The sequence below is a fragment of the Breoghania corrubedonensis genome, assembly GCF_003053845.1.
Classification (GTDB): Bacteria; Pseudomonadota; Alphaproteobacteria; order Rhizobiales; family Stappiaceae; genus Breoghania; species Breoghania corrubedonensis.
In genome coordinates this window covers 862,591-882,850 of sequence record NZ_QAYG01000001.1, presented here as the reverse complement: position 1 = coordinate 882,850, position 20,260 = coordinate 862,591, and the positions used below count along the sequence as shown (strand labels likewise).

Below are 20,260 nucleotides of genomic sequence, written 5' to 3'. Positions count from 1 at the left end.
CGGCCCCACAGGAGTTGGGACCCTCAAATATGACCGGTCGGGCCGAGGCGGGCAAAAGCCGTCAGGATCTTCGCCGGGGTCGTGCGGCGACGCGAAAGGGTCTCAGTCGTCGGCGCCGAGATCCTTGCCGCCGTTCAGACGTTCGCGCATTTCCTTGCCGGTCTTGAAGAAGGGCACGTATTTCTCCGTGACCTCGACCTTCTGTCCGGTGCGCGGGTTGCGGCCGATACGGGCAGGGCGGTTCTTGACCGAAAAGGCGCCAAAGCCGCGCAGTTCCACTCGGTCTCCGCCCTTCAGCGCATCGACGATCTCATCCAGGATCGCATTGACGATGTTTTCGACATCGCGCTGGTACAGGTGCGGGTTTTGTTCTGCGATGCGCTGAACGAGTTCGGATTTTATCATTCGTTCGCCCCCCCGGTCATTTCTGTCTCGGCGATCGAAGGAGCCTGCCAAACAGATACCAGACCGTCAAGCATAAGTGCTTCCGGCAGCACTATTTTACGGATCGAGGTGGAGCCGAACACCGCTTCCGCTACCCCTTTGCCGAACAATTGTGCGACTTTACCCGTAAAGCCGAGGCCGCCCAGTCCCGTGTCGTCCTTGCGCCAGTCGATGACCGGCAGTCCGGCATCGAGCCCCTTCTTGCTGACGAGCCATTGCCGGGCATCGTCCTCGCCGCCAACTTCGTCGATGAGCTTGGCTTCGAGCGCCTGATTGCCGGTCATGACGCGGCCATCGGCGAGGCCGCGTGCCGTCTCTTGGTCCAGGCCGCGCCGTTCGGCGACGAAATCGACGAACCAGTCGTAGCTGTCCTTGACAAGCGAGGCGAGCATCGCGCGCGCTTGCGGAGTTGTCTCGGAATAGAAATCGGGCTCAGCCTTCAGCGGCGCGCTCTTCACCGCTTCCATCTTGACGCCGATCGTGTCCAGCAGCTTTGCGGCGTTGCCGAACTGGAAGAGCACACCGATGGATGCGGTGATCGAGTTGCGGCGTGCGATCACATGGTCGGCGGCGATCGCGATCATGTAACCGGCCGAGGCGCCGACCGTGCCGATATGGGCGACAACGGGCTTTTTCGCGCGCAGCTTTGCAAGTGCCTCGACGACACCCTCCCCGCCGGTGGTCGATCCGCCGGGACTGTTGACCGTGACGATGACGCCTTTCACCGCGTCGGACTTGGTCATTCTGTCGATCAGTTTCAGACGGTCGCGATCGTCGGTTATGAGACCGGATATATCGAGCCGCGCGATATGCGGCCGGCTTTTCGCTCCGCCCTCGACCCCGAACGCATAGGCGCCTGCGACGATGATCGCGGCGGTGATGCCAAGGATTGCGAAGACTCGCCAGAAAGTGAGTTTTCGGCGCAGGCGGCGGCGGTCGACGATCATGTCGGCATCGGACGTCATGGGCTATCTGCCTCTTGGAGCGAACCCCCGCTAAAACCGGAGCCCGGTGCGCAGGCATCGCTCGATTTCAAAGTGACGGGCCGTCCACTTCGCCGCTCATCCTGGCGAAGGGTGTCTCCGAAAGTGTGGCTCAAGGAGCGCTCCGCCGTCATGGGGTCGGGCGGGTACCTGAGGATACTGACAGTACAATCTGGTCGAAAACGGACCGCAAACGCGGCAGACCCGCGAACGGGAGTGCCAGCGGCGCTACTTCAAAAGAAAAGGGCCCGCGCGTCAACCGCGCGGGCCCCGATTTCATGCGATCGAGGAGAGACCTATTCCTCGTCTTCCTCGCCGGTATCCTGCTGCGCCTTCAGCGCGGCACCGAGAATGTCGCCAAGCGAAGCGCCGGCATCCGTCGAGCCGTACTGAGCCACGGCTTCCTTCTCCTCGGCGATTTCCAGCGCCTTGATGGAGAGGGAGATGCGGCGGGTCTTCTTGTCGAACTGGGTGATGCGGGCATCAACCTTCTGGCCGACAGAGAAGCGCTCGGGGCGCTGCTCGGTGCGTTCGCGCGACAGATCAGCACGGCGGATGAAGGCCGTCAGGTCGCTGTCGGCGAGCTTCACCTCAAGACCGGTGTCCTTCACTTCGACGATCTCGCAGGTGACGACGGCGCCCTTGCGGACTTCACCGGCGGCCGCGGTGTCGAACGGATCACCCTCAAGCTGCTTGATGCCGAGCGAGATACGCTCCTTGTCGACGTCGACGTCCAGAACCTGGGCCTTGACGACGTCGCCCTTCTTGAACTCTTCGATGACGACTTCGCCCGGACGGTTCCAGTCGAGATCGGAGAGGTGGACCATGCCGTCGACGTCGCCGTCGAGGCCGATGAACAGACCGAACTCGGTCTTGTTCTTGACTTCGCCTTCCACGACCGTACCGGCCGGGAACTTCTCGGCGAAGGCATCCCACGGGTTCTGCAGGGTCTGCTTGAGGCCGAGCGAGATGCGGCGCTTGACCGGATCCACCTCGAGCACCATCACCTCGACCTCCTGGGAGGTGGCGACGATCTTGCCCGGATGGATGTTCTTCTTGGTCCAGCTCATCTCGGAAACGTGGATCAGGCCTTCGATGCCCGGCTCCAGTTCCACGAACGCACCGTAGTCGGTGATGTTGGTGACACGACCCGTGAATCGCGCGCTGACCGGATACTTGGCCTCGATGCCTTCCCACGGATCCGCTTCCAGCTGCTTCATGCCGAGCGAGATACGGTGGGTTTCCTGGTTGACACGGATGATCTGCACCTTGACCGTCTGGCCGATGGACAGAACCTCGGACGGATGGTTGATGCGGCGCCACGCGATGTCGGTGACGTGCAGCAGGCCATCGATGCCGCCGAGGTCGACGAACGCACCGTAATCGGTGATGTTCTTGACCACGCCTTCCACGACCTGGCCTTCCTCGAGGCTCTGGACCAGCTCGGAGCGCTGCTCGGCGCGGGTCTCTTCGAGGACGACACGGCGCGAGACGACGATGTTGCCGCGGCGCTTGTCCATCTTCAGGATCTGGAACGGCTGCGGCGTGTGCATCAGCGGGCCGACGTCGCGCACCGGGCGGATGTCCACCTGCGAGCGCGGCAGGAAGGCCACGGCGCCGTCGAGATCGACGGTGAAGCCGCCCTTCACCTGGTTGAAGATCTGGCCGGTGACCTTCTCGCCCTTCTCGAAGGAAACTTCCAGACGGATCCAGCTTTCCTCGCGACGAGCCTTGTCGCGCGACAGGACGGCCTCACCGAGCGCATTTTCCACGCGCTCCAGGTAAACCTCGACCACGTCGCCGATCTTCATCTCGCCATCGCGTGACTTGGCGCCGAATTCCTTCAGCGGCACGCGGCCTTCGACCTTGAGCCCGACGTCGATGACGGCGAGGTCCTTTTCAAAGGCGATAACCGTCCCCTTGACGACGGTGCCTTCCTGCATCTCGGAGCCGCCATAAGTCTCGTCGAGCAGGGCAGCAAAATCCTCGGTAGAGGGATTCAAAGCGGTCATTGAAACTCCATAAGCCATGACTGGCATGCGCCGGTGGTTCGTGTTGCGTTTGTCCGCAAGGTCCAGCCGGCCCCTCCTTGGAGAGACATCCGTTCGCAACGAGGCGAACGGCCGGCGCAGGCGTCTGGACTGCGGGCGGTCTTCGTTCGATTACCAGAAGCGCTTTTCGCTCGGGCGAAACCGTCCGATCGAAAAGAACCTGCCCTGGGTGTCCGAAAGGCGGGAGGCCATGAGCGGCCGGTTGCCTAGGCAACCGCGTGAGGGCCGAAGGCCGCATTGGCAACAAAAAAGGATGGATCGAACCGGTCTGACCGGATGAAGATCACCTCCCGTTTGGGCCTGTGGCCCGAAATGCCAAAAAGGGCGCGACCCCAAGGTGCCCCCTTCGCAGTTCCGCCCTCACAGACTGCCGACGATATCCACAGCCTTACGGAACGCGGTCTCTATATCCATTTCCGAGGTATCGAGCAAGTGCGCATCGTCCGCTGGTCTTAACGGAGAGTCGTTGCGGGTGCTGTCGCGCTCGTCGCGGCGGATCAGATCGGCGAGGATATCGTCGTAGGCGGCGGCAATTCCACGTCCTTGAAGTTCGTCCGTACGCCGTCGCGCGCGCACCTGCGGCGAGGCGGTGACGAAGAGCTTCACGTCGGCCTTCGGGCACACCACGGTGCCTATGTCGCGCCCGTCGAGAACGGCGCCGGGCGAAACCTGCGCGAAACGGCGCTGGCCTTCCACCAGCGCCCGGCGCACCGAAGGCATGACCGCGATCCTGGAAGCAGCTTCGCCGATCTCGTGCAGCGACAACGCCTCGCGCTCAAGGGTGGAGAAGTCGAGGCTGGCCGCGGCTGCGGCCGCCTGCGCCTCGTCGTCGAGCGGCAGGCCCTCGGCCAGCATTTTCGCTGCCACCGCGCGGTATGTTAGCCCGGTATCGAGATGGTTGAGTCCGAAACGCTCCGCCAGCCGGCGCGCGAGCGTGCCCTTCCCTGAGGCTGCTGGTCCGTCGATCGCAATGATCATGCCGCGTCTTCCGTCTGGACGTCGATCCGGCCGCCGAGCCCGGCGAAGAGGTCGGTGAAGGCGGGGAAGCTGGTGGCGATGGGGGCGCCATCGTCGACGCTCACAGGGGAGTCGCTGGCAAGGCCCAGCACAAGGAAGCTCATGGCGATGCGGTGATCGAGATGGGTGGTGACCGTTCCTCCACCCTTGACGCTCTGCGCGCCGGTGACCTCAAGCCAGTCCTCTCCCTTCTCGTATGGCACGCCGTTGGCGGCCAGCCCGTCGGCGACGGCGGCGAGCCTGTCGCTCTCCTTCACCGTCAGCTCGTGCAGACCGAGCATGCGGGTCCGACCTTGTGCAAAGGCGGCGGCGATGGCCAGGACGGGATATTCATCGATCATCGAAGGCGCGCGGTCCGCCGGCACGGTGATGCCCTTCAGCCGCGAATGACGGGCGCACACATCGCCAATCGTCTCGCCGCCGGTCTCGCGCACGTTCTCGATGGAAATATCGGCGTCCATTTCCTCGAGTGTCTTGAGGAGCCCGGTGCGGTGCGGATTGAGGAGGACGTTTTCCACCGTTACATCCGACCCCGGCACGACGAGCGCCGCGACGATCATGAAAGCCGCGGAGGAAGGGTCGCCGGGAACGGTGATCGCCTGCGGCTTCAGTTCCGGCTGACCGGTAAGCCGCAGAATGCGCGCGCCGTCGGCGGTCTGTTCACTGACCAGTTCCGCACCGAAGCCCATAAGCATGCGCTCGGTATGGTCGCGGGTGGGAATGGGTTCGATGACGGTGGTAATGCCCGGCGCGTTAAGGCCGGCAAGCAGCACCGCCGATTTCACCTGCGCGGAGGGAACCGGCACGCGGTAGCTGATCGGCAGGGCGGTTTCGGGGCCGCGTATGGTCAGCGGCAGGCGGTCGCCGGAGCGCGCCAGAACTTCCGCGCCCATGTCGCGCAAGGGATCGAGCACACGGCCCATCGGCCGGCGCGAAAGCGAGGCGTCGCCGATGAAGGTGGCCGTAAGCGCGTGACTCGCGACCATGCCCATCGCAAGGCGCACGCCGGTCCCCGCATTGCCGAAGTCGAGGGGTAGCTCGGGTTCGCAAAGGCCTCCGACGCCGACGCCGTCCACACGCCACGAACCTGGCCCGTCATGGTGCACATTCGCGCCCAGAGCCTTCATCGCGGCGGCCGTGGCGAGCACGTCTTCCCCCTCGAGCAGGCCTTCGATCCGCGTTTCACCGACGGCGAGGGCGCCAAACATAAGTGAACGGTGGGAAATCGACTTGTCGCCCGGCACGCGGATGGTGCCGGCAAGCGGGTTGCCCGCGCGGGCGATCATCGGCTTCGTCGCATGGCTCATGAGTTGGCTCGTTTTCCTCATCGCTCGCGCCTGTCTTCCAGGTGCCTCGACCCGGCGCGTCAGGGGGGGATGCATGTTTCTTCCCGTCGGCCGTGTGGCCGCCGCAAGCGCCTGCAGCATATGGCTTTGATCGCAGTCCCGGTCCGGGGCAGGTCGGCCCGGATAGCAGGACACTTTGGGGCCGACTGCGGCGCGACGGTTTCCTAGCATGCCGGTCGAGGTTCGTCATCTCGGCAATCGGGTTTTCGCGTAGGGCCCATTTTACGCTTTGACAGGCGAGCGTTTCGATGGTTATGGGGACGCAGCTCAGCAACAGATTTGCAGATTACACAGGGTTTGAAATCGTGGCGAAACCGGATCTTGGGACAAAGCAACTGTGCCCCAGTTGCGGAACTAAATTCTTCGATCTGAACAGATCTCCGATCACGTGCCCGAAATGCGGCACCATCGTGAGCCCGGCCGCGACCGGGCCCAGGCCTTCCAAAGCCAGCAAACCTGCCAAGGTTGCGCCCGTGGCGGTGGAAGACGACGAGGATCTGGCGGTCGAAAGCGCAGAAGTCGTGTCGCTGGAGGATGCCGATGAAGAGGCAACCACCACCGGCAAGACCGAAGTGGATATCGACGACGATGAGATCGAGGATATCGACGACACCGACGGCGACGATGACGCCTTCCTGCCCGATGACGAGGACGAGGACGACGACGACGTCCCCGGCATCGTCCTGGAGCGCGAAGACGACGAATAGAGGGTTCGCGTTTCGGCGCGTGTCCTGCCCTCGGCGTGGATCGGCGCGAAGGCGCTGATCCACGCCATTATCCCCAGGCAAAGATCGGCGTCTGACGGCAGGAAACGATGGCCTGACGGCATTCGGTTGAAAACAGATCGATCTTCCGCTTGACATCCTTGCGGGCGCGGCTATTTTCCGCCCCGCAGAACGGCACCGGGGCCGTCCCCAACACCCGGTAACAAGTGGGGCCATAGCTCAGTTGGGAGAGCGCTTGAATGGCATTCAAGAGGTCGTCGGTTCGATTCCGATTGGCTCCACCATTTCCCCTTCTTCGTCGTTGATCTTTTGACGAAAACCCTTGATCCGAAGGGCTTTTTCCGTCGCGTGCGCGCGCTCAGGCGCGTCTCAGCAGGTCGGGTGGTTCGGCCTGTTTCGCTGACGCGGAAAGCGCAGGGTGGCCAGGAGGAAGCGCGGAATCCCGATGAAGTACCGCCGTCCAAGCCGGCGCGGCTCCTGAAGGAACCGGAACAGCCATTCGAGCCCCATTGTCCGGAAAAATCGCGGCGCGCGCGCGACCGAGCCTGACAGAAAATCGAACAGGGCGCCGACGCCGATGCAAACCTTGGGAGTGAGCCTCTCCCGGTTGGCGACGATGAATCGTTCCTGACGGGGATTTCCCATCGCCACCAGCAGCAGGTCGGCCCGTGCCGCATTGATCGTTTCGACGATCGTCTCCACGTCCTCTCCCGCAAAATACCCGTCCCGGCAGCCCACGATCTCGTGATGGGGATAGGCTTGCGCGATATGTCGTGCCGCTCCTTCAAGCGACGCGGGCGATGCTCCCAATAGGAAAATGCGGAGCGGCACCCCGACATTGGCCAGGATATCGGGTACCAGATCGGTGCCGTTGAGATTGTCGGGAAATCCCCGGCCGCTCAGGATGCGGCTCGCGAGGTTGACGCCAACCCCGTCGTTCAGCAGCGTCATGCGGTTCAGGACGTCGACGTAGGAGTTATCGTCCAGAGCCATCAGAACCGTGTGCGCATTGCAGATCGCAATATCGAGCTTTGAGCCTTGCTCCACAGACGTGCGAACAAGCGCGATCGCATCCTCACGCTCCATTCTCCGGAGGGTGAGTGGACCAATCCGGATCGCAGAGTCGTCGTGCTGGTCAGATGTCTTGACGTCGGAAAGCACGAGAAAGCCACCTTGACTGGGAACTGCAATGGATACTGGTTATTTGTGCCGTGGGCGAAAAACAAGAATTGCTATAATTCTTAGTAAATCAGCGTAGCGAACTCTTAACGATGAAATTAACCGGGAAAAGGGGCCAAATATCGTGCCCTTGCGGGCGCTTCCGGTTTCAAAACTGCGACCCCACGCGGGCGTGGCCCTCAAGAGCCGTCGCATAGACACGGTCGTACTCGAGTTTTACGCGATCCCACGAATAATGTCGCGCCGCATCGACCGACTGCTGCCGAAGCCACTCCAGATTGGCCGCGGCGGCGTCATGGCGCTGCAGGATCCGCTGCGCGGCTTCCTCAGGTCTGGCGAAGTCGCATGTGACGACACCTGCATGGACAGCGGCGAATGCCTGGAAGGCTGCGTTGGCGTGGACCACCGGTACCAGGCCCGCGCTCATCGCCTCGATCAGGGCGAGGCCGAAGCCCTCGTATTCCGATGCGCTGACGAAAAAGCTGCACCGCTCCAGTACCTCGCGCAATGCCTCGCTCGAAAGGCCGACATGCACCTCAACCTGTTTTTCCAACCGGTTTCGCGTGATCTGCGCCCTGAGGGTCTCCTCCGAAACGTCTCCGGGGACGCCGCAAATATCGAGGTGCCATGCCGGATCGTTTTTCTTCAAATGCACCATGACGTCGATCAGTCGGTCGAGTCGCTTGTTGGAGGAAAAACGTCCGAGCGTCACCAGGTTGCGGGTGAGGTCCGGCGCGCTGGCGCCTGAAAACTTCTCGACGTCCACGCCGTTCACGATCATCTGCGCCCGCCCGTCGGCGATGGGCGCAAAGCGGGTCAGGTCCGATTCGCTGCAACACACCAATGCGTCGTAGCCGCGCACGGATGCCCGCGTCAGCGTGTTGAACCAGATCGTCTTCAATGTCGCGAATTTGCTTGTATGGAAGAACCCGCCATGGGTCGTCGCGACAACGGTCTTGCGATGCAGGGCCCTGGTAAGGGCGAGCGCGTCGAAGGCGAAGTCGATCGCGTGAACATGGACGATGTCCGTCGACGCGAGCGCCCGCCAGAGCCCTGGCACGATCGGATATCGGCGCGATCCGATATAGGGCAGCCGCTCGACCTCGACCCCGTCGATGACTTCGCGCGCGGGCAGTCTGGCTCCCGGAGCGGCGAAGATTCTGTTACAGGTCAAGACACGGACCTTGCGAAATGTCTGGAGTTGTCGCGCAGCCAGTTTGGCTACGAACTCTTCCAGCCCGCCAATGCCCGGAGCGTACTGCCGCACGACATGAACGATCTCTCGCGAGTCCAGCGATTGATTCACCGGGGGCGTGGGAAGAACGTCAGATATCTCTGCGGCATCGCTCGTCTCGTGCAGCAAAGTGTTCATCCAAAACGCTCCAGCCTGCGTCGCGATCGTAAGGGAAAATGGCACGAAATGATGGATCGTACGTAAATTTCCCTCCAGCCATCCTAACGATGTCGCAATCAGGTCCCGCCACGAGTTCTTAACCGGAGCGACCTATCGTGGTGAACAGGAGACGGCGGAAGTCCGTGCCCGACAAGTGTTCCCGACGACGAGCCGGAGTCCCCTTCAATGACAACCGTGCAGGGCGCGACGGCTGCCTGTAACGAACGCGCGCAACAGACCGTCCCGGCGGACAGGCCGTTGGTCCTGCATATCAGTGCGGACTACCCCGATCCTTATCGCGGTCCGACGACCACCGCGATCAAGCGGCTTGTCACAGGCACTCCCGACGTACAGCACATCGTCGTTTCCACGACCCGTACAAGCCGCCCCGACAAGACCTATCTTCGCGATTGCGGCATGGTGGATGGCGTGCGCCTGTTCGCGTTGCGCTACTTCGCGCCGCCCCTCGGGATAGGTCTCGCGCGGGCCATGAGGACGGTCGGGCGGCGGATTGCCGGCATGCTGGAGCGCGAAGGCCTGCGTCCGGCTGTGATCCACGCCCACAAGTTCGCCTTCGAGGGAATAGCGGGATTGTGGCTCGCCGAGCATCTTGGCAGCGACGTGACCCTCCTCGTTTCCGTGCGCGGGGAGGCGGAGAGCAAGGTTCTGCGCTTCAAGCCTGCCTACCGGTCGCTTCTTCAAAAGATCGTAGATCGTGCGCGACGGATCTATTACGTCTCCGCCTGGTTCCGGCCGATCCTTGAAGCGCGCCTGAACATCGATGCGGAAAAGCAGGCGCTTCTGCCCAATATCGTGGGCAACACCGGGGCCCTGATCCCTGCTTGCGAGCCACAGCCGCGCTTCGTCAGCGTGTTCAATCTGGATATCCGCGCGCGCAAGGGCTTTCGCAGCCTGCTCGAAGCCTTCCGGATGCATCATGCCGCGCACCCGGAAGTCGGCCTCGACCTGATCGGCGACGGCAGCGAAAAGAGTATCGCCGCCGTCAAGGCGCAGATCGACAAGGCGGGCCTCGACGGTTGCGTGCGCCTGCTCGGCCGCATGGACAACGACGCGCTGACATCGGTCCTGCCGCATTATCTCGGCCTCGTCCTGCCGAGCTTCAACGAGACTTTCGGGATGGTCTATCTGGAGGCGCTGTTCGCCGGTATTCCCATCCTTTACGGGCGTGGGACGGGCATAGACGGCTATCTCGACGGCCTGGACGTCGGCGTTGCCGTCCCCCCCGGAAACGTCTCCGAAATCGCGGCCGGGCTCGATCTGCTGCTGGCCCGCAACGACATCTATCGCGCGACCATCGGCAAGAGCGGGGAAGAGCTGCTGGCGCGGTTCGATCCCGATGCCGTGTTGGAGCGCTACCACCACGATCTGTTGACTTTCGCCGGGGGGGCGACATGAGCGCGGGATCCGGTCGCGGATATTGGCGGACGCTTTTCGTCTCTCTCACAGGCATTCTGTCGCTGGGCGTCATTGCCTTGGCGTTCACCATGCCGACGCCCGCGCCGCAGAACTGGCGCTCACCGCAAGAGGTGTCGTCGCCTGCCCAGGTCGCAGCCGCGGAAACGACGCCGGGACCGGTGGCGGTCGCCGGGAAGGCGCATGCACCAGCCAAGGCCGCCACGGTGCCGGCACTTCCCCTCTTTCGCCGTGGTGTCAATCTCTCCCGGCAGCAGAGCTTTTCCCGCTCCGATCCGGCCCGGCCCGGCCACTATCTCTGGCCACCATTTGCAGGCGATCTGGCCGAAATTTCGGATCACGAACTCGACCGTCTCGTCAGTCTCGGCTTCGACTTCGTCCGCCTTCCCGTCGATGTCGGGCCATTTCTGGCAGCAGGCGAGAGCGATCGGCGTCTGTTGCTGGATGATCTGCGGCAGTGGGTCGTGCGGCTGCGCGGCCATGGACTGTCCGTGCTGCTCGACATCCATCCCGCCACCTATTCCTCCACCTGGCGGCCCAGGGACATCCTAGCGGATCCGCGCGGGGTGAAATTCGCGCGCTACCGGACGTTCCTTCAAACCGTCGCCCGCCTCCTGTCCGACCAGCCGGCTGAGGGTTTCGCCCTTGAACTGATGAACGAGCCGCAACCGGACTGCGTGCGTGGCGATGGCGAAGACTGGACCGTTTCGCAAAGGCGCCTCTTCGAGGCGGTGCGCGCCGTCGCGTCCGACATGCCGGTGGTCCTGACAGGTGGGTGCTGGTCATCGGTGGACGGCCTCGTCCGTCTCGATCCCGCCGCCTACGACGACGCGACGTTCTTTGATTTCCATTTCTACGAGCCCTATTTCTTCACCCACCAGTCGTTGCCGTGGGCCTCGCCGCCAGCTCGTTATCTCGCCGGCGTCAGCTACCCCGGCGCAAACGGCACGATCGAGCGGACGCTGAGCCAGACCAGGGAACATCTCGCGCGGTTGGCGAAGGAGGGAAAGCCTCAGCCGGCAGACGCCCTTGATGCGGCCCGGCGGGAAATCAACAACTATTACGCGACCAAGAACCCGGGGCCCGCAACGATCGGCAAACGGTTCGACATGGTCACCGCCTGGGCGAAGGAGCACGGTATCGCGCCGGAGCGGATCGTCGTCGGCGAGTTCAGCGCGATCCGCTGGCCGGACGACGTTGTCGATGACGGCAGCCGGCTGCGTTGGCTCACGGACGTGCGCGCGGCGGCCGAGCGTCATGGCTTCGGCTGGGCATTGTGGGACTATACGAGAGGCTTCGGCCTGCTTGCCGACAATGCGGGCCGTGTTGTTGACATCGCAACGGCGAAAGCCCTTGGCCTCGATATCTCGGCGCTTGGCCGCTAGTCGCCCGGCTCTCACAGACATCATGAACCCGCGCTGTGCCGAATCGCGGGGAATGCTATTGTCTTTGCGCAAACGCCGACACCGGCAGCAGCAGGCGGAATTCGACGAAGCCCCGTGACAGACGATCGCTACAGCGGACCCATCCTGACGCACGAGCGGGAGGCGAGCGCCTCCGCCCGCTTCGTGCTGCGCTGGATTCCAGCGATCATCATGGCCTACGCGTTCCTCATCTCTCCGTTTCTCATGCAATGGGGCAATTCCGGCGGCGATGTGGATATCAACGTTGCCGCGTCCCAATCAAACGTCCTCAACCAGCTTTTCTGGATCGGCGTGTTCGGCGCCGCCATCGGCTCCGCGTGGCACAATCTCAAGGATATCGGCCGGTTGCTCACCAATCCGGTGACATTGCTGCTGTTGCTGTATCTGGCTTTCGCCGCGCTTTCCGTGTTCTGGTCGCCGGTGCCGGGGATCGCGTTCCGGCGTCTCGTCCTGCAGGCGATCGTCGTGCTGGCGCTGGGCATCTCCACGGTGCTGGCGGACGATCGCGACGAAACGCTCGATCGCATCCTCTTCGTGATCGCCGTGACGGTGCTTGTGAATTTCGCCGATGTGCTGCTGACGCCCCCGGGCCCGATCGGTCATGAAGGCATCTATTCGCAGAAGAATGGCCTGGGCGCCGCCATGGCGTTCTCTGTGCTCTTCTGCATTTACGGTGCGGCGGCGAAGCGCGGTCGGCTGAGGGTTGTCTTTCTCGGGCTGACCGTCGCTGCGTTCTATGCGCTGGTGGAGAGCAAATCCAAGACGTCGCTCGGCCTCGCGGTCCTGCTGCCGATATTGATCTATGTGGCCATTCTGATCACCCGTCCGTTCCGGATGAACGTCGCCCTGTTCCTGCTGTTCTGCCTCGCGCTCGGCCTTGCTGGCTGGTTTTATGTCTCAGCCATGACGCGTTTCGGCTTCGAGGAGCTTTCCATGCTGCTCTTCGGTGACGAAACCTTCACCGGCCGTACCGTTATCTGGAGCTTCGTTGTCGACGTCATTTCCCGCAATCCGTTATTCGGACAGGGATATTCCTCTTTCTGGGGGATTGGCGCCGGGTCGATCGTGGAGCGTGAAGCGCCGGGTTTTGTCGTCGGGCTGCTTCAGTCGCACAACGGCTATCTCGACGTTCTCGTGGAAACCGGCCTGATCGGCCTGTCGATCCTCATCGCGCTGATTCTCGCCGCTCTCTTCTCCGCCGCCCGTGCGATCGCGCTGCGGCCTGCTCTTTGCTGGCTGTCGATGACGCTGGTCGTCACCGTGGTGTGTCACAACATGCTGGAGAGCAGCTGGTTTCGCGGGTATTCGCTGACCTGGATGCTCTTTGTCCTGGCCGCGCTTCTGCCACAGGCATCGGGCAAGCGCCGCGTGCGTTGACGCGCGTGCCCGGATCCAGCCGGTTTCTTCCAGCCCCAACGCCGCGATGTTAGCGAAGTCCTAACCAAAGCGCGTTACCAACGGTTAAGACTGTTTTCTAGTTCCCAGGCCCGCGACCGTGCAAGTTCATCCCGACATGCCCCCGAGCCAGATGCCGATCGACATCCATGCGATCGCAACGATCCTGCGTCGACGCATGTGGCTGGTATTGGCGACGGCCTTTCTGCTTGCGGGGCTGACGGCCGGTTTTACTCTGCTTGTCTCGCCGGTCTATCGTGCCGCCACGCTTGTGATGATCGATCCCTCGGTCCGCCAGCCCTTCGAAAACCCCAATATCGCCTCACGATCGGGGAACGAAAGCGGCGTTATCGACAGCCAGGTGGCGCTGATCTCCTCCGACACGGTATTGCGGCCCGTTGTGCGCCGGTTCAACCTTGTCGAGGATGAGGAATTCGGCGCGGAGGGAAAGCCAAACCTGCTGACCGCTCTCGTGCGTGCGCTGGTTCACATCGAACCGGCCGACAAGGCTGCGAGCGAGACGCAGCGCGAGAACAAGTCGGTCATGCTCCTCGGCAAGGCGCTCAGCGTGAAGCGCGAAGGGCTGACCTTCGTCGTCTCGATTTCGGTGGAATCGAAGAACCCGCAAAAGGCCGCCCAGCTTTCCCAGGCGATCGCGGACAGCTTTCTCTCCGACCAGAGGCGGCAGAAGGAGACGTCCTCGATCGAGGTGACGGAGCAGATCGACAAGCGTCTGATCGGCTTGCGTGAACGGTTGCACAAGGCCGAGCTTGCAGTCCAGCAATTCAAGCAGGAGAACGGCCTGCAGAGCACCGGCGACAAGGGGCTTCTCGTCAATCAGGAACTGGGTGATCTCAACTCGCAGCTTACCGAAGCACGCGCGGAGGTGGCGGAGAAGAAAGCCCGCTACAACGAAATCTCCGCCGTCATGAAAAAGGGCATCAGCCCGGAAGCGATCAACGGCCTCTCCACTTCACAGAATTCCTCGCAAACTGTCTCGCGTCTGCGTGACCAGTATACCGCCGCCGTGCGCCAGGAAGCCAATCTGGAGGCGCAGCTGTTGCCTTCCCATCCCGACCTGATCCGTGCCAAGGCGCAGGTCAAGCGGATCGAGGGTTTGCTTCGCGCGGAGACGAAGCGTATCGCCGATACCGCCAGGATCGAATATGACGTGGCGCGTGAGCGCGTGGCCAATCTCGAAAGCGAGGTCAATTCCTCCGTCTCGAAATCAAACGTCAGCGATGCGGCCTCGATCCGGCTGCGGGCGTTGGAAACCGAAGCAGAGACGACGCGCTCCCTCTACCAGAATATTCTGGGCCGGGCGAAGGAGATCGCCGAACTCGACCAGGTGATTGCTCCCAGCGCGCGTGTGATCGCTCCCGCACAGCCGCCGGAATACCCGGTCTGGCCGAAGAAGAAGCTGCTGGTTGCTCTTGCCGCGGCTTTTGGTCTGCTACTGGGTACCGCTCTGGCGGTGGGGGGCGAGGTGATCCGACAGGTTTCGGCAAGCCTGCGGCGTGAACCGGCGCCCGCGACCTATGCAGCAACGAAGGAAGGCCTCCTTCCGCGCGATCTGGTGCCGGATAAGGACGTGGCCGAGAACGGCGAAATGCTCGCGGTCTTGAACAGCATTCCGCGGCTCAGACATCTTCCCGAGGCCGACCGCAAGGCTGTTGCCGCGATTCTGGACGCTCTGGACGAGTATTACGCCGAGCCCGACCCGCATCATTGACTCAACGGGTCATTTCCTCGCACGCAATCTCTGTGACGAAGCAAAGCCGCGCAACAGCTCCAGCACCTCGGCGCGCGAGGCGAGCGGCGTCAGATTGTGGTCCGCGTTGGCGATCATCGACAGTTCGACATTCTCGTAAGGCGCAAGGCCCGAGAAGTCCTCTTTGAACCACGCCTGGACATCCTGCACCCCGCGATCGCCTTCGCAGAATATCAGGCTGACAGGAACGCCGCGTTCCCGCAGCGCCTTGAACCTGGACTGGACGATCCGGTTGAGCCGGTAATGACGTGAGGCGCCGCGAAGCACCGGCGCCAGTTTTCTGTCGAGCACGCGTGAAACGGCGCTGGCGAGCCGCGTCACCACCCGCGATAGCGGCAGGTCTCCTGTCAGGAGGCGCTTCAGCATCCGTTTGTCGACCATCTTGCGCCGGTATGTGTCGAGCGTCTGGATCGGTTCGCGCAAGGTCGTCTCGACGTCCTCGTCCGGGTCCCAGACCAGCCGGCGTACGTTGATGGCGACGAGACCGGTGACCCGCGGATCCGCTTCGGCCGCGATGAGCGCGAGATAGGCGCCGCTGCAGCGGCCCACCAGCACGACCTTTTCCACCCCTGCCGTGCCGGTCAACCAGTCAAGTGCGGTCTTCACGTCATCGAGTTGCCGGTCGCCATAAAGCACCTGTGGTGCTTGTCCCGGCCACAGCCGGCTTTCGCCGATCCCGGCCGCATCCATTCGCAGCGAGGTCACACCCGAGGATGCGAGTGCGCGCGCGAAATCAACGGTCGAACGGCCCCAGCCGACCGAATGGTCATAGCCTGAATTGAGGAACAGGAAAGCCGTTTCGTTCGGTCGGGCGAGGGCACGCGTGAAAACGCCAAAGAACATCCCGTTCGCTCCGAACCGCACGAGGGTCTGTTCGTAGTCCGCTTCCTGCAGCGTTGACGGCAAGGCTCCCTGGGTCGGAGCACTGGCCGTCGCGGATGCAGGGAACTGGGTCGCTATCCACGACGTGACCGCCTCTATCGTCGTGACCGGAACGATGGAGAGCGTCGGGTTGGAGACGTAGTCGACATACCCCTCGAAGGGCAGACGGTCGACGGCGACGCTCTTTTCCAGAAGATTGGCGGCGAGTTTCGCGTCTCCGGGATGGTGGTCGCGTTCGACCAGCAGGACCTTCGAGACGCGCGGTGCGGGCGCCTTCAGAATATTGAGCGATCGAATCTCGCTCGCGGTCGCCGCCGAAAGCACGGATCCGCCCGCCATCAGCCCGCCTTGTGGTCCGTCGGACGCATCGACGAGAAACGTCGGTTTCGTCATGGCGGTCCAGGCGGTCAGTTCGCGCAGGTAGCCGCGTCCCTGAGCGACCGGCGCCAGCAGAACGAGACCGGCAACATCTGTTTCGCTCGCAAGATCGGCCGCAAGCGCGCCGCCGACCCCCTGACCGATGACGATCACACGGCTCGGTGTGCACAGTTTGCCGACTTCGTCGAAGGCACGGCGAACGGCGTCGCGCCAGCTCCGTTCGTCCTCGATGCCGGCGCTCTCACCGGCGGAATTTCCCGTTCCGGGATAATCGAAGCGCAGGGTGGGATAGCCGCGCGCCGCCAGGGTTTCGCCAAGGATGCGATAGCTCTTGCGCGAACAGAGTTCCTCATAGCCCCACGGGCTGAGCAGCAAGATGGCGGTATCGCCGCGCGCCGCGTGAAAGGACCCGGCGAGGCCGTCGAAAACGACCGGCTCGGCGGGTGCCACTGTCATTGTCTCCATTTTGCCGCTCGTTTCGGAAAACTCGTGATGAAGAACATTCATTGCCTGGTCCGCGATCCCTGAAAACGGCGAGGTCGGCGAGTGGCCTGGCGGAGGTGGACCCGACGGGCGCTCGCGGCTCCACTAGACGGCAAAACCCCTAGCCTTCCTTTAATGGTACGTCAAAGATACCGAGGGTAACGTGCCTGACATTTTCTCCCGCCATTTCCGGCCAACCGACCGAGGAGCCCCGCGCCCCGATGGAAGCCGTCTCGATCGCCATCGCCAGTATCGGCCGCCCGTCGCTTGCCGACACGGTACGCTCGCTTGCCGGTCTCTCGCTTGAGCCAGACGTCGCCGTTTCCGTTCTGGTGGCCGACGATTCCAGAGATGGGGCCGCAACGCGTGTGGTGGAAGGTCTGGATCTCGGCAATCTCGCGGTGACCTGCCTGCCCGTCGCCGCGGGCAACATCTCCGTCGCGCGAAACGCCTTGCTCGATGCGGCCACCGGCGACTGGATCGCACTCGTCGATGACGACGAGTGGGTCGAGCCCGACTGGCTGTCGCGATTGATGGCCGCCGCCCGCGACTTCGATGCCGACGTGGTGGTGGGTCCGGTCTATCCGGATTATCCCGCCGACACGCCAGACTGGTTCGTCCGTGCCAATCCGCTTTACAACGATTGGGGCCATCGGGGCAAAAGGCTCATCACCGGTCGCGGCGGCAATACCTTGATGAAGACGGGTCTCGCTCGCCGTCTCGCGCTGCGTTTCGATCCCACCCTCGGCGTGAGCGGCGGTGAGGATACGGCCTTCTTCGCCGCCGCCGCCGCCCATGGCGCCGTCATTGTCGCCACCGACGATGCGCGCGCTCACGAGCACGTGCCGCCGGAACGGCTTGCGCCATCCTATGTCCTGCGCCGTGCCGTTCGCTCCGGCCAGTCTTACGCCAATGCCCGCAGGGCGGAGCATTCCGGTCTCCTCCGACAATTGCTGTTCGCGCTCGATGCGATGGTAAAGGTCGGTGTCGCGTCCGCCCTGGCACTGCTGTTGCGTCCGCTCGACCGCGCGGCATCCTTCCGCATGCGCCAGAAGACGGCGCTCAATCTGGGGAAAATACGCTCGGTTCTGGGCCTGCCGCTTGCCCAGCTCTACAAGCAGCCCGACTAGATGCGATAGCGCAGACGTCGCAGCGGGGCATAGAGCGTGCCTCGCAGCACCTGGCCGGGGCCGACGCGTGCAGGCAGGTCTCGCTGCGGGTCGAACGTGTCGGTGGCCGACCAGCGCGGGCAGAACCAGGCGGTGTCGCGCGATAGCCCGCCGGTCGAGGTGTAGATGCGGGCATAGTCGAGCCGCTTGAGCTGCGCCAGCACGGCCTTGTCGAAGCGCCCGAACGGAATGGCGGCCTCATTCACCGCGCACTCCGCCGCGTCCTCGATCTTGCGGCGCGCGTCGACCATTTCCCGCGTGCGGCCCGCCGCGTCGAGCCCGCACCAGTCGACATGATCCCAGCCATGTGTACCGATTGTCATGCCGGCCGCGACCATCTCGCGAAGCTGCGCGCCGCTCAGATAGCCGGTCTGGTCGATGCGGCCCGCCAGAACGAAGAACGTCGCGGATCGTTTCGCCTCGATCAGCGCCGGCATTCCTTGCGTGTAGTCGGAGAGATTTCCGTCATCGAAGGTGACGCGGGCGCGGATGCCGTTCTTGTCCTCGAGTTCGCAAAGGGCATGAATGGTGCGCCGATAGGTGTCGCAGGCAACGAAATACCGGCCTTCACCGGGAGACGGGGGGACGATCGGCTCGCCGAGCCCGTGGAAGGTGAGAACGAGGGTTCTGGCCAGCATCTGTCGCTTTCGTCCATTTCGCAAAGTGTTCCGGGCCGATCATGGCACGCAATGGTCAACAGCTCGTGAGCCTTCTTCCACTGCACGATGCGCCTATGTGTTAACCCGGTCGGAAGATCGGCATGCTATCGATGCCGCTCAGGCTCACTCGTGTTCTCCCCAGGACCGCCCGCGCACCGCGATCGCATCCCCTTTCGGAACGAAAATGCCGACAGAACCATCCAGTACCGGGGAGAAGCTGCAAACCCGAGCCGTCGCCCTCTTTCGGCGCATCCGGCGCTCGCCGCTGGTGGCGAACACGATCTCCTACACGATCAATTTCGGCCTGCAGCTGGTGATCCAGCTCGGCTTCTTCATGCTGATCTCGCGCACGCTCGGCGCGCATGGCTACGGCGTGTTCGTGAGCATCACCAGCGTTTCGATCATCGCCGCGCTGGTCATCGGCCTTGGCAGCGAATACCTGCTGGTTCAGCGTGTCGCCGTGGATCCGAAATCGTTTCCCGTCTATTTCGGCCATTCGCTGGTGATGATGGCGCTGACCTTTCCGCTCGTCGGTCTGCCGACGCTCTTCTTCCTGCACTACCTCCTCGGCGATGCGATCGCCCTGCTGCCGCTGTGCATCATCTCCTTGTCCGATCTCCTGTTCACCCGCCTCGTCGTCCTGTCCGCCAATGCCTACATGGCCTTCGACAAGGCGCACCGGCAGTTGTTCATCAACGTTTTCGCGGCCGCGTCGAAACTTGTCTTCCTGCTCGCCGCCTCGCTTCTCGTTACCGGCCTGACCGTGGAGGTCTGGGCCTGGTGGTTCTTCGCCTCCGGTGCCGTTTCCGCCTCTGTCGCGATCTTCTTCGTGATCCGCGACCTCGGACGCCCGGTGCTCACGATCGTGCGCGAAGACCTGAAGCTGAGCGGTCTCTATTGTCTGGAATTCCTGTCCATCGGTAGCATGAAGGATCTCGACAAGCCCGTCGTCGTGCATGCGCTGGGGGCTGCCGCCGGCGGCCAGTACGCGGCCGGGTTCCGGATCATCGATGCGGCTTCGGCGCCGGTCAGGGCGTTTCTCTACGCCACCTACACGCGTCACTTCCGTTACGCCGAGGCCGGGCGCGGCAGCTCCATTGCCTTCGGGCTCAAGCTGTTGCCGATCGCCACGGGGCTCGCCATCCCCGTCGCCATCGTGTTGTTCGTGGGGGCTGATTACATTCCGCTGATCCTTGGCGCGGATTTCGCCGACACGCCCGGTGTGGTGAGAACGCTGGCCCTCTATCCGCTGTTGATGGGGCTTTCGGGCGTCGGTGCCGATATCTTGCGGGCGGTCGGCCTTCAGACCATCCGCATGTCGCTGCTGATCGTCACCAGCCTGGCGCTGATCCCTGTCGTCTGGTTCGGCGCGACGACGGGCGGCCTCGTTGGCGCGGCCCTGATGCGCTTCGCGCTCCAGGTCGTGCTGATCATCGTGACGTGGGCGATCGTTCTCAGGCAGAAGAACCAAAAGGCCTGAGGCGGACTTGCGAGAAGACGCAATCTGCACATCTCAGTAGGCCCGTA

At 63.2% G+C, this 20,260-nt stretch carries 16 protein-coding genes and 1 tRNA gene; 8 read left to right on the top strand and 9 right to left on the bottom strand.

Annotated features, from left to right (window positions below):
* Positions 1-102 precede the first annotated feature (102 nt).
* The 5 genes from C8N35_RS03900 to aroA form a co-directional block, all read right to left on the bottom strand.
* Positions 103-405, bottom strand: coding sequence for an integration host factor subunit beta (locus C8N35_RS03900; protein WP_107988269.1), 303 nt, complete (start codon positions 403-405; stop codon positions 103-105).
* A complete protein-coding gene (sppA, locus tag C8N35_RS03895) occupies positions 402-1,409 on the bottom strand; it encodes a signal peptide peptidase SppA (RefSeq protein ID WP_107988268.1) in 1,008 nt (335 codons plus the stop codon). Before sppA ends, C8N35_RS03900 begins: the two co-directional genes overlap by 4 nt.
* A 314-nt stretch (positions 1,410-1,723) precedes the next feature.
* The gene (gene rpsA, locus C8N35_RS03890) at positions 1,724-3,439 is read right to left on the bottom strand and encodes a 30S ribosomal protein S1 (protein WP_107988267.1); all 1,716 of its coding nucleotides are present in this window, start codon (positions 3,437-3,439) and stop codon (positions 1,724-1,726) included.
* Positions 3,440-3,838: 399 nt separating this feature from the next.
* The gene (cmk, locus tag C8N35_RS03885; RefSeq protein WP_107988266.1) at positions 3,839-4,456 is read right to left on the bottom strand and encodes a (d)CMP kinase; all 618 of its coding nucleotides are present in this window, start codon (positions 4,454-4,456) and stop codon (positions 3,839-3,841) included.
* Entirely contained in the window at positions 4,453-5,802 is a 1,350-nt protein-coding gene (gene aroA, locus C8N35_RS03880) for a 3-phosphoshikimate 1-carboxyvinyltransferase (protein ID WP_210203376.1), read from the bottom strand. The genes cmk and aroA overlap by 4 nt, the downstream gene beginning before the upstream one ends.
* A 287-nt stretch (positions 5,803-6,089) precedes the next feature.
* Here aroA and C8N35_RS03875 point away from each other — a divergent pair, with 287 nt between their 5' ends.
* Positions 6,090-6,548, top strand: coding sequence for a TIGR02300 family protein (locus tag C8N35_RS03875; protein ID WP_146177341.1), 459 nt, complete (start codon positions 6,090-6,092; stop codon positions 6,546-6,548).
* 226 nt (positions 6,549-6,774) lie between these two features.
* Positions 6,775-6,850, top strand: a tRNA-Ala gene (locus C8N35_RS03870).
* An 85-nt stretch (positions 6,851-6,935) separates the two neighbouring features.
* Here the strand turns inward: C8N35_RS03870 and C8N35_RS03865 are convergent.
* Both C8N35_RS03865 and C8N35_RS03860 read right to left on the bottom strand, forming a co-directional pair.
* On the bottom strand, positions 6,936-7,727 hold the full coding sequence (locus tag C8N35_RS03865; protein WP_487277088.1) for a WecB/TagA/CpsF family glycosyltransferase: 792 nt from the start codon (positions 7,725-7,727) through the stop codon (positions 6,936-6,938).
* Positions 7,728-7,893: 166 nt separating this feature from the next.
* The gene (locus tag C8N35_RS03860; protein ID WP_245926649.1) at positions 7,894-9,108 is read right to left on the bottom strand and encodes a glycosyltransferase family 4 protein; all 1,215 of its coding nucleotides are present in this window, start codon (positions 9,106-9,108) and stop codon (positions 7,894-7,896) included.
* Between the two features lie 216 nt (positions 9,109-9,324).
* Here C8N35_RS03860 and C8N35_RS03855 point away from each other — a divergent pair, with 216 nt between their 5' ends.
* From C8N35_RS03855 to C8N35_RS03840, 4 genes are all read left to right on the top strand, one after another.
* Positions 9,325-10,554: a glycosyltransferase gene (locus C8N35_RS03855; protein WP_107988263.1), complete on the top strand. Its 1,230-nt coding sequence runs from the start codon at positions 9,325-9,327 to the stop codon at positions 10,552-10,554.
* Positions 10,551-11,957, top strand: a complete 1,407-nt coding sequence (locus C8N35_RS03850; protein ID WP_107988262.1) for a glycoside hydrolase family 5 protein — start codon at positions 10,551-10,553, stop codon at positions 11,955-11,957. The genes C8N35_RS03855 and C8N35_RS03850 overlap by 4 nt, the downstream gene beginning before the upstream one ends.
* A 114-nt stretch (positions 11,958-12,071) precedes the next feature.
* Positions 12,072-13,373, top strand: a complete 1,302-nt coding sequence (locus C8N35_RS03845) for an O-antigen ligase family protein (protein WP_107988261.1) — start codon at positions 12,072-12,074, stop codon at positions 13,371-13,373.
* 151 nt (positions 13,374-13,524) lie between these two features.
* Complete coding sequence (locus C8N35_RS03840; RefSeq protein ID WP_170122015.1) at positions 13,525-15,123, top strand: GumC family protein; 1,599 nt, start codon at positions 13,525-13,527, stop codon at positions 15,121-15,123.
* Positions 15,124-15,132: 9 nt separating this feature from the next.
* On the opposite strand, the gene C8N35_RS03835 is transcribed toward C8N35_RS03840, so the two are convergent.
* Positions 15,133-16,887: an alpha/beta hydrolase family protein gene (locus tag C8N35_RS03835; protein ID WP_170122014.1), complete on the bottom strand. Its 1,755-nt coding sequence runs from the start codon at positions 16,885-16,887 to the stop codon at positions 15,133-15,135.
* A 239-nt stretch (positions 16,888-17,126) separates the two neighbouring features.
* Between C8N35_RS03835 and C8N35_RS03830 the strand changes: the two genes are divergently transcribed.
* Positions 17,127-18,035 (top strand): glycosyltransferase family 2 protein, encoded by a 909-nt coding sequence (locus C8N35_RS03830; RefSeq protein ID WP_107988258.1) that lies wholly within the window; start codon positions 17,127-17,129, stop codon positions 18,033-18,035.
* Here the strand turns inward: C8N35_RS03830 and C8N35_RS03825 are convergent.
* Complete coding sequence (locus C8N35_RS03825) at positions 18,032-18,712, bottom strand: polysaccharide deacetylase family protein (protein WP_107988257.1); 681 nt, start codon at positions 18,710-18,712, stop codon at positions 18,032-18,034. The two genes, C8N35_RS03830 and C8N35_RS03825, sit on opposite strands and share 4 nt — an antisense overlap.
* Positions 18,713-18,917: 205 nt before the next feature.
* Between C8N35_RS03825 and C8N35_RS03820 the strand changes: the two genes are divergently transcribed.
* The gene (locus C8N35_RS03820; RefSeq protein ID WP_107988256.1) at positions 18,918-20,213 is read left to right on the top strand and encodes a lipopolysaccharide biosynthesis protein; all 1,296 of its coding nucleotides are present in this window, start codon (positions 18,918-18,920) and stop codon (positions 20,211-20,213) included.
* Positions 20,214-20,260: the final 47 nt, after the last annotated feature.